The organism is Nocardiopsis sp. CC223A, from assembly GCF_030766825.1.
Classification (GTDB): domain Bacteria; phylum Actinomycetota; class Actinomycetes; order Streptosporangiales; family Streptosporangiaceae; genus Nocardiopsis.
Map to the genome: position 1 here is coordinate 1 of NZ_JASFDV010000148.1, position 6,465 is coordinate 6,465.

Consider the following 6,465-nt stretch of genomic DNA (forward strand, 5'->3'; position numbering starts at 1 on the left):
TGGCCTCGCATCCGACGCCGCCCGCGTTCGACGGCCCCGAACGCCGCAACGTGCTGCGCAACCATGACGAGATCCGGTTCTGGGCGGACTACCTGACCCCCGGCGCCGACGGCTACATCCGCGACGACGCCGGGGGCACGGGCGGCCTGGGCCCCGCCGCCCCGTTCGTGGTGGCCGGGGACCTCAACGCCGATCCCCGGGGCGGCGCCTCCCTGCCCGGGGCGATCGACCGCCTGCTGGGCCACCCCCGGGTGGTGGACCCGCTCCCCCACTCCCAGGGCGGCCGCGGCGGGGCCGGGAGCGCGGTGGGCGCCCCCGGCCGCGGGGAGGGGTTCGTGGAGGACACCCCGCCGGGGCACCTGCGGGTGGACTACGTGCTGCCGTCGCGGGATCTGGCGGTGGGCGGCCGGGGCGTGTTCTGGCCCGCCCCGGACGACCCGCTGGTGCGGCTCACCGGGGCCGGCCACCCGTCCCCCGCCTCCGACCACCGGCTGGTGTGGGTGGACGTCTCCCGCTGACGGCGGCCAGGGCGCCCCGGACGACCGCGGCGGCCAGGAAGGGCAGGACGGGGGCGGGAACCAACGGGCCGCGGCCTTGAGGCTCTCCGTGCGGGGCCGGGGGCTCCCGGCAGGGCCGCGGGGCGGGTCTGGGCGCCGGGAGAGCCGGAGCACCGCGATGAGCACCGCCGGTCCGGTCAACGTTTCGATGAGCCTGCGGAGCATGCGGGCCACGGGTCCCTCACCGGCCCGGGGTCCGGGGGCGTCCGGGCCTTCCCCCTTCTGGACGGCCCCGGGCCCCGGCCGGTTGCCGGTGCCCCCTGGCCGGAGGCGGTCACCTCCCCCGGGCGGCCTCCTCCTCGGCGGCGGCCAGGCCGGCGGTGATGACGCTGTCCATGATGGCGGCGAGCCGGTCGGCGCCCAGGCGGGGCGCGTGTTCGGCCATGCGCTCGACGAGGCGGCGTTCGCGGTCCATGTCGCGTCCGGCGAAGTATCCGACGGGCTTGAGCCGCTGGACCCGGGCGGCGACGAGGGCGCGCTGCTCCAGGAGTTCGGCGAGGCGGGCGTCCATGGCGTCGATGTGTTCGCGCAGGCGGGCGATCTCGCTGGTGGGCGTCTGGTCGTGCACGGTGGCCTCCGGTCGCGGTGGGTGCGGCCGTACGGGGTCCCGCGCGGGGGTGTCGGCCGCCTGGAAAGCGAAAGAGCACCGGGGCCGTGAGGCCCGAGTGCTCTGTTGCCGACGTTCCCGTTCCCGCCTACACGTGGTCGGCGGCCGACGGGAGCGTCGGCTCGCTAAACACGGAATAGCGGTGGGTCATGTGCGTGATCCTAGCGTGTCCGCGGCCGGGGCGCACGCGTGTGCCCGTCACTCGGGCACCTCGACGCGCACCATGATGGCCTTGGCCTCGGCGGTGACCTCGCCGTTGACGCGGATGCGGCCGTTGACGTAGACCTTGCGCCGCTCGGTGCGCTCGACCTCGGCGGTGATCTCCAGCGGGTTGAACAGCGGGGTGGGCCGGCGGTAGTTCACTTCGAGCCTCGCGGTGAGGCCGGGCGAGGTGGCCAGGGAGGAGGCGGTGCCGACGGCCTGGTCCAGGAGGGCGGCGATCCAGCCGCCGTGGACCAGTCCGGGCGGGCCCTGGTAGACGGTGTCGAGGGTGACCTCGCCGTACACCCCGCCGTCGGCGGCCGGGGCCAGGGACAGGGGCGGGGCGGCGGGGTTGGTGTCCCCGGCGACGATGTTGGTGATGGTGCCGTACTCGCTGTCGCCGTCGGGGAGGTCGCGGCGGACCATGGTGCCGATCTGGCGGCGGGGGGCGAGGGCGAGGCTGCCGGTGACCTCCTCGACGGCGGCGGTGGCCGCGGCGAGGGTGTCGGCGTCGGCCTCGGTGTTGGCGACGGTGTCGATGAGGGCGTGCACACGGCTCACGAGGGTGCGCAGTTCGGCGGGGATGTCGGCCTGTTCGACCACGGGGAGGCCGAAGGCGCGGGGGTCGGGGCGTTCGGTGGCCGGCTGTGTGTTGACCGTCATGTGTTCCTCGTCGGGTCGGCGTGTGCGCTGGTGGTGGGGGCCACCACCCGAAACCGAATCCTACTCGGTGGTATTCCGGTCGGCCTGCGGCCGGGTGTGCGCCCCCCGTCACACCGGGGGCAGAGGGGGGCGCCTCCGGGGGCCTCAGCCCAGGTCGCGCACCATGTGCCGGTGCGGGATCCCGGCGTCGAGGAATTCCTCCCCGTGCGCCGTGTAGCCGAGCCGCTCGTAGAAGCCCAGGGCGTGGGTCTGGGCGTGCAGCTCCATGGCGGCGAGTCCGCGTTCGCGGGCCAGGTCCTCGGCGGCCCGCACCAGGGCGGCGCCCAGGCCGGTGCCGCGCTGTTCGGGCAGCACGGCCATGCGCCCGAGCAGGCCCGCTCCCCCGTCCTGCTCCACCACCCGGACGGTGCCCGCGGGCACGCCGTCGACGAGGGCGATGAGGTGGAGGGCGGCGGGGTCGCGGTCGTCCCACTCCTCGGCGATGGGCACCTTCTGCTCGGCGACGAAGACGGCGCCCCGGATGACGAACACTGCGGCGCGGTCGTGGTCGTCGCGCGCCTGCCTGATCTCGGTCGTGGTCATGAGCGCAGCGTAGTACCGGCGCGGCCCCGCGGCGGAACCGACGTTAACCTGGGCGTATGGGCATGCCCCGTACGGTCCACCCCGCCGTCGACGACCCACGCGCCGAACACGCGCGCTACTGGCGTTTCTCCGGGCTGCCGGACACCGAGATGCTCACCGCCCGGTTCGTCACCACCCACTTCACCCGGCACACCCACCCCACGTACACGTTCGGGATCATCACCGGCGGTATCGAGGAGTACGCCCACCCCGGCGGCACCTCCCGGGTGGGGCCGGGCGGGTTGGCGGTGGTCGGCCCGGACGAGGTGCACACCGGGCACGCCGGTGTCCCCGAGGGGTGGACGTACCGGGTGTTCTACCCCCGGCCGGAGGTGGTGGTCGGCATCGCCCGGGAGCTGGGGCTGCGGGGCACCCCGGCGTTCAGGGAGTCGGGGATCGACGCGCCCGAGGCGTCCCGGCTGCTGCACGCGGCGCACCTGGCGGCCGAACGCGGCGACCGGCTGGGGGCCTCCTCCCTGGTGCGGCGCGGGATCGCGGCGCTGCTGTGCTCCCACGGCCGCGAGCGCCCGCCCCGGGTGCGGTCCCGCGCGGCCCGGCCCGAGACGGCCCGGGCGCGGGAGGTGCTGGCGTCCCGGCTGACCGACCCGCCGGCCCTGGAGGAACTGGCCGCGGCGGTGGGCATGGGCCCGTTCGCGCTGTCCCGGGCGTTCTCGGCGGCCTACGGGCTGCCCCCGCACGCCTACCTCAACCAGCTGCGGGTGGACCGCGCCCGGGCGCTGCTGGCGGCCGGGCGGGCCCCGTCGGAGGTGGCCGCGGAGGTGGGGTTCACCGACCAGGCGCATCTGAGCAGGCACTTCCGCCGCCACCTGGGGGTACCGCCGGGTGCGTACCGGCGGGCGCTGGCAGGTCACTGACCGGCAGGTCACCGAGACGGGCGCAGGGCCGAGCCGGGTGCAAGAACGTACAAGACGGGCGGCGGGCCCGGCTCCTAGCGTGGGCGGACGTGAAAGCCATCTCCCTTCTCCGTTCTCCCGCGGTGCGCGACAGCCTCGGGATCGGCATCGCCGTGGGCGCCGCCGGGCTGGCGTTCGGCACCGCCGCGGTGGCCGCCGGGCTGTCCCCGGCCCAAGCCGTGTTCACCAGCATGTTCATGTTCACCGGCGCCTCCCAGTTCGCGCTGATCGGCGTGGTCGCCGGGGGCGGCAGCCTGGTCGCCGGGGCGCTGGGCGCCCTGCTGCTGGGCGCCCGCAACACCCTGTACGGCCTGCGGCTGGCGGATGTCCTGGGCCGGCGGAGCGTGCTGCGGCGCGCGGTGGACGCGCACGGTGTCATCGACGAGACGACGGCGGTGGCGCTGGCCCAGCCGGACCGGGCCTCGGCCCGGCTGGCGTTCACCGCCACGTACGCGGTGCTGGGGACGTCGTGGGTGGTCACGACGCTGGTGGGGGCGCTGGCCACGGAACGTGTGAGCGACATCGGCGCGCTGGGCCTGGACGCGGTCGGACCGGCGATCTTCCTGGCGCTGCTGTGGCCGCGGCTGCGCGAGGGCGGTGCCCGCACCTGGCTGATCGCCGGGCTGGGGGCGGGGCTGGCCCTGGCGGCCACGCCGCTGCTGCCTGCGGGGGTGCCGGTGCTGCTGGCCGCGTCGGCGGCGCTCGTCGCCCTGGTCGGGCCGGAGATGTCGGTGACCGGGCCCGCGGCGTCCGCCCCCGACGGCGATGACGACAACGAGGCGGTGCGGTCATGACGCTGTGGATCGTGCTGGTCGCCACGGCGGCCGGGTGCTACCTGCTGAAGTTCGCGGGGCTGGCGGCGCCGCGGCGCCTGCTGGACAACGTGTGGCTGCGCCGGTTCGCGACGGCGGTGCCGCTGGCGCTGCTGGCGGCGCTGATCGCGGTGGAGGCGCTGCGCGGCGAGGGCCAGGCACTGGCCTGGGACACCGCCCGGATGGGCGGGGTGGGTGCGGCGGTGGCGGCGCTGGCGCTGCGCGCCCCGTTCCTGGTGGTCGTGCTGGCCGCGGCGGCGGTCACCGCCGGGCTGCGGGCCCTGGGGCTTTGAACGCGGTGCGGGGGCGGCCGGACCGCCCCCGCGCCGGTTCCGGTTTCGTTTCCCGGTGACGGGGCCGTCGGGCCTGCGGCCGCACCGCAGCGGTAACAGGCCGCCCGCGATGCTCGGGCCGGTGGTGGGGATCCGCCCGTCGCGCCACGCGGATTCGGCGCGCTCCGACACCGGCCGCACGGATCGCAGGGGAGGCGGGACCCTCCGTGACGGCCCCGTTGTGCGGCTGCCGTGACCCGGATCACGGATACGGCTCGGAGGCGGTCGTCCACAGGCGCGCGGGGCGCTCCTTGACCCGGCTTCACGGTGCCTGGAAAGGTCGTTGACGGGCGTCCGGCAGATCCCGGACGCGCCGAGTGGACCTTGCGACGATGGAAGGGATCCCACCCCCATGGCCACAGCCGACCACCGATCCACACCCCCCGACCGCACCGCCGCGCAGGCGGTGGTCGACGTCCTGGCCGCCGCGGGCGTCCGCCGCTGCTACACCGTCCCGGGCGAGAGCTTCCTGGAGCTCGCCGACGCGATCGACCGCCACCCCGCGATGCGCCTGGTGTCCACCCGGCACGAGGGCGGAGCCGGGTTCATGGCCGAGGCCGACGCCAAGCTCACCGGGGTCCCGGCGGTGGCGGCCGCCACCCGCGGGCCGGGGGCGGCCAACCTGGCGGTCGCGGTGCACACCGCGCACCAGGACTCCACCCCGATGATCGTGTTCCTGGGCCAGGCCGAGACGGAACGGCTCGGCCGGGAGGCGTTCCAGGAGGTGGACCTCACCGCGTTCTACGCGCCCATCACCAAGTGGTCCACCACCGTGCACCGGGCCGACCGGCTGGCCGAGGTGACCGCCGAGGCGCTGCGGGTGGCCCGGTCGGGCCGCCCGGGGCCGGTGTCCATCGCGGTGCCGGGCGACCTGTTCGGGCGGGCGGTGGAGTCGGCGGCGGTCCCGCGGCCGCCGGAGCCGCCCCGGCCGCCGCTGGGCGACGCCGAGCGCGACCGGTTGGCGGCGTGGCTGACCCGGGCGGTGCGGCCGGTGGTCATCGCGGGCGGGGGCGCCCGGGGCGCCCGCGCCGACCTGGTGCGGGTGGCCGAGCGGTTCGGCGCCGGGGTGTACTCCTCCTGGCGCAGGCAGGACGTGTTCCCCAACGACCACGCGCTCTACCTGGGCCACCTGGGGCTGGGGGCGCCGCCCGCGACGCTGGCCGCGCTGTCGGAGGCCGACGCGGTGCTGGTGGTGGGGTGCCGGCTGAGCGAGACCACCACCCAGGGGTACCGGCTGCCGGACACGGCCCGGGCCAAGGTGGCGCGGATCGACATCGACCCGGGGCGGCCGGGGTCGCACGTGGACCTGTGGGCGTCGGTGGTGGCCGACGCGGGCGGGGCGCTGCGCGAGCTGGCCGACGCCCCGTTCCAGGCCCCCTACCGGGACTGGAGCGCGGCCCGGCGGGCCTGGGTGGATTCGGCGACCGTGCCGGTGGAGTCGCAGGCGCACGAGGGCCCGGGGATGCACCCCTGGCAGGTGATCGCGGGGATGCGCGAGGCGCTGCCCGAGGACGCGGTGGTCACCAACGACGCCGGGAACTTCGCGTCGTTCCTGCACCGGGGCTGGTGGTTCCGGCACCCGCGCACCCAGCTGGCGCCCACCAGCGGGGCGATGGGGTACGCGGTCCCGGCGGCGGTGGCCGCCAAGCTGGCCGAGCCGGAGCGCACGGTGGTGGCGGTGGCGGGCGACGGCGGCGCGCTGATGACCGGGCAGGAGCTGGAGACGGCGGTGCGCGAGGGGGCCGCGATCACGGTGGT

At 76.4% G+C, this 6,465-nt stretch carries 8 protein-coding genes; 5 read left to right on the plus strand and 3 right to left on the minus strand.

From position 1 onward, the window contains the following. The coding region (locus QJS33_RS30775) for an endonuclease/exonuclease/phosphatase family protein (RefSeq protein ID WP_306371589.1) at nucleotides 1-518 on the plus strand (518 nt) is incomplete at its 5' end. Nucleotides 519-831: 313 nt separating this feature from the next. On the opposite strand, the gene QJS33_RS30780 is transcribed toward QJS33_RS30775, so the two are convergent. The 3 genes from QJS33_RS30780 to QJS33_RS30790 all read right to left on the minus strand — a co-directional run bounded on the left by QJS33_RS30780 (nucleotide 832) and on the right by QJS33_RS30790 (nucleotide 2,610). Further along, nucleotides 832-1,125 carry a chorismate mutase gene (locus QJS33_RS30780; RefSeq protein ID WP_306371590.1) on the minus strand — a complete coding sequence of 98 codons (294 nt, stop codon included), beginning with the start codon at nucleotides 1,123-1,125 and terminating at the stop codon, nucleotides 832-834. Nucleotides 1,126-1,362: 237 nt separating this feature from the next. Further along, a complete protein-coding gene (locus QJS33_RS30785) occupies nucleotides 1,363-2,028 on the minus strand; it encodes a PaaI family thioesterase (protein WP_306371591.1) in 666 nt (221 codons plus the stop codon). A gap of 144 nt (nucleotides 2,029-2,172) precedes the next feature. Next, nucleotides 2,173-2,610, minus strand: a complete 438-nt coding sequence (locus QJS33_RS30790; RefSeq protein WP_306371592.1) for a GNAT family N-acetyltransferase — start codon at nucleotides 2,608-2,610, stop codon at nucleotides 2,173-2,175. A gap of 62 nt (nucleotides 2,611-2,672) precedes the next feature. Between QJS33_RS30790 and QJS33_RS30795 the strand changes: the two genes are divergently transcribed. The 4 genes from QJS33_RS30795 to QJS33_RS30810 form a co-directional block, all read left to right on the plus strand. Beyond that, a complete protein-coding gene (locus QJS33_RS30795; RefSeq protein ID WP_372339748.1) occupies nucleotides 2,673-3,524 on the plus strand; it encodes a helix-turn-helix domain-containing protein in 852 nt (283 codons plus the stop codon). A gap of 122 nt (nucleotides 3,525-3,646) precedes the next feature. Continuing rightward, the gene (locus QJS33_RS30800; RefSeq protein WP_372339749.1) at nucleotides 3,647-4,357 is read left to right on the plus strand and encodes an AzlC family ABC transporter permease; all 711 of its coding nucleotides are present in this window, start codon (nucleotides 3,647-3,649) and stop codon (nucleotides 4,355-4,357) included. Further along, nucleotides 4,354-4,668, plus strand: a complete 315-nt coding sequence (locus QJS33_RS30805) for an AzlD domain-containing protein (RefSeq protein ID WP_306371595.1) — start codon at nucleotides 4,354-4,356, stop codon at nucleotides 4,666-4,668. The genes QJS33_RS30800 and QJS33_RS30805 overlap by 4 nt, the downstream gene beginning before the upstream one ends. Nucleotides 4,669-5,059: 391 nt before the next feature. Beyond that, on the plus strand, nucleotides 5,060-6,465 hold a 1,406-nt coding region (locus QJS33_RS30810; protein ID WP_306371596.1), incomplete at its 3' end, for a thiamine pyrophosphate-binding protein.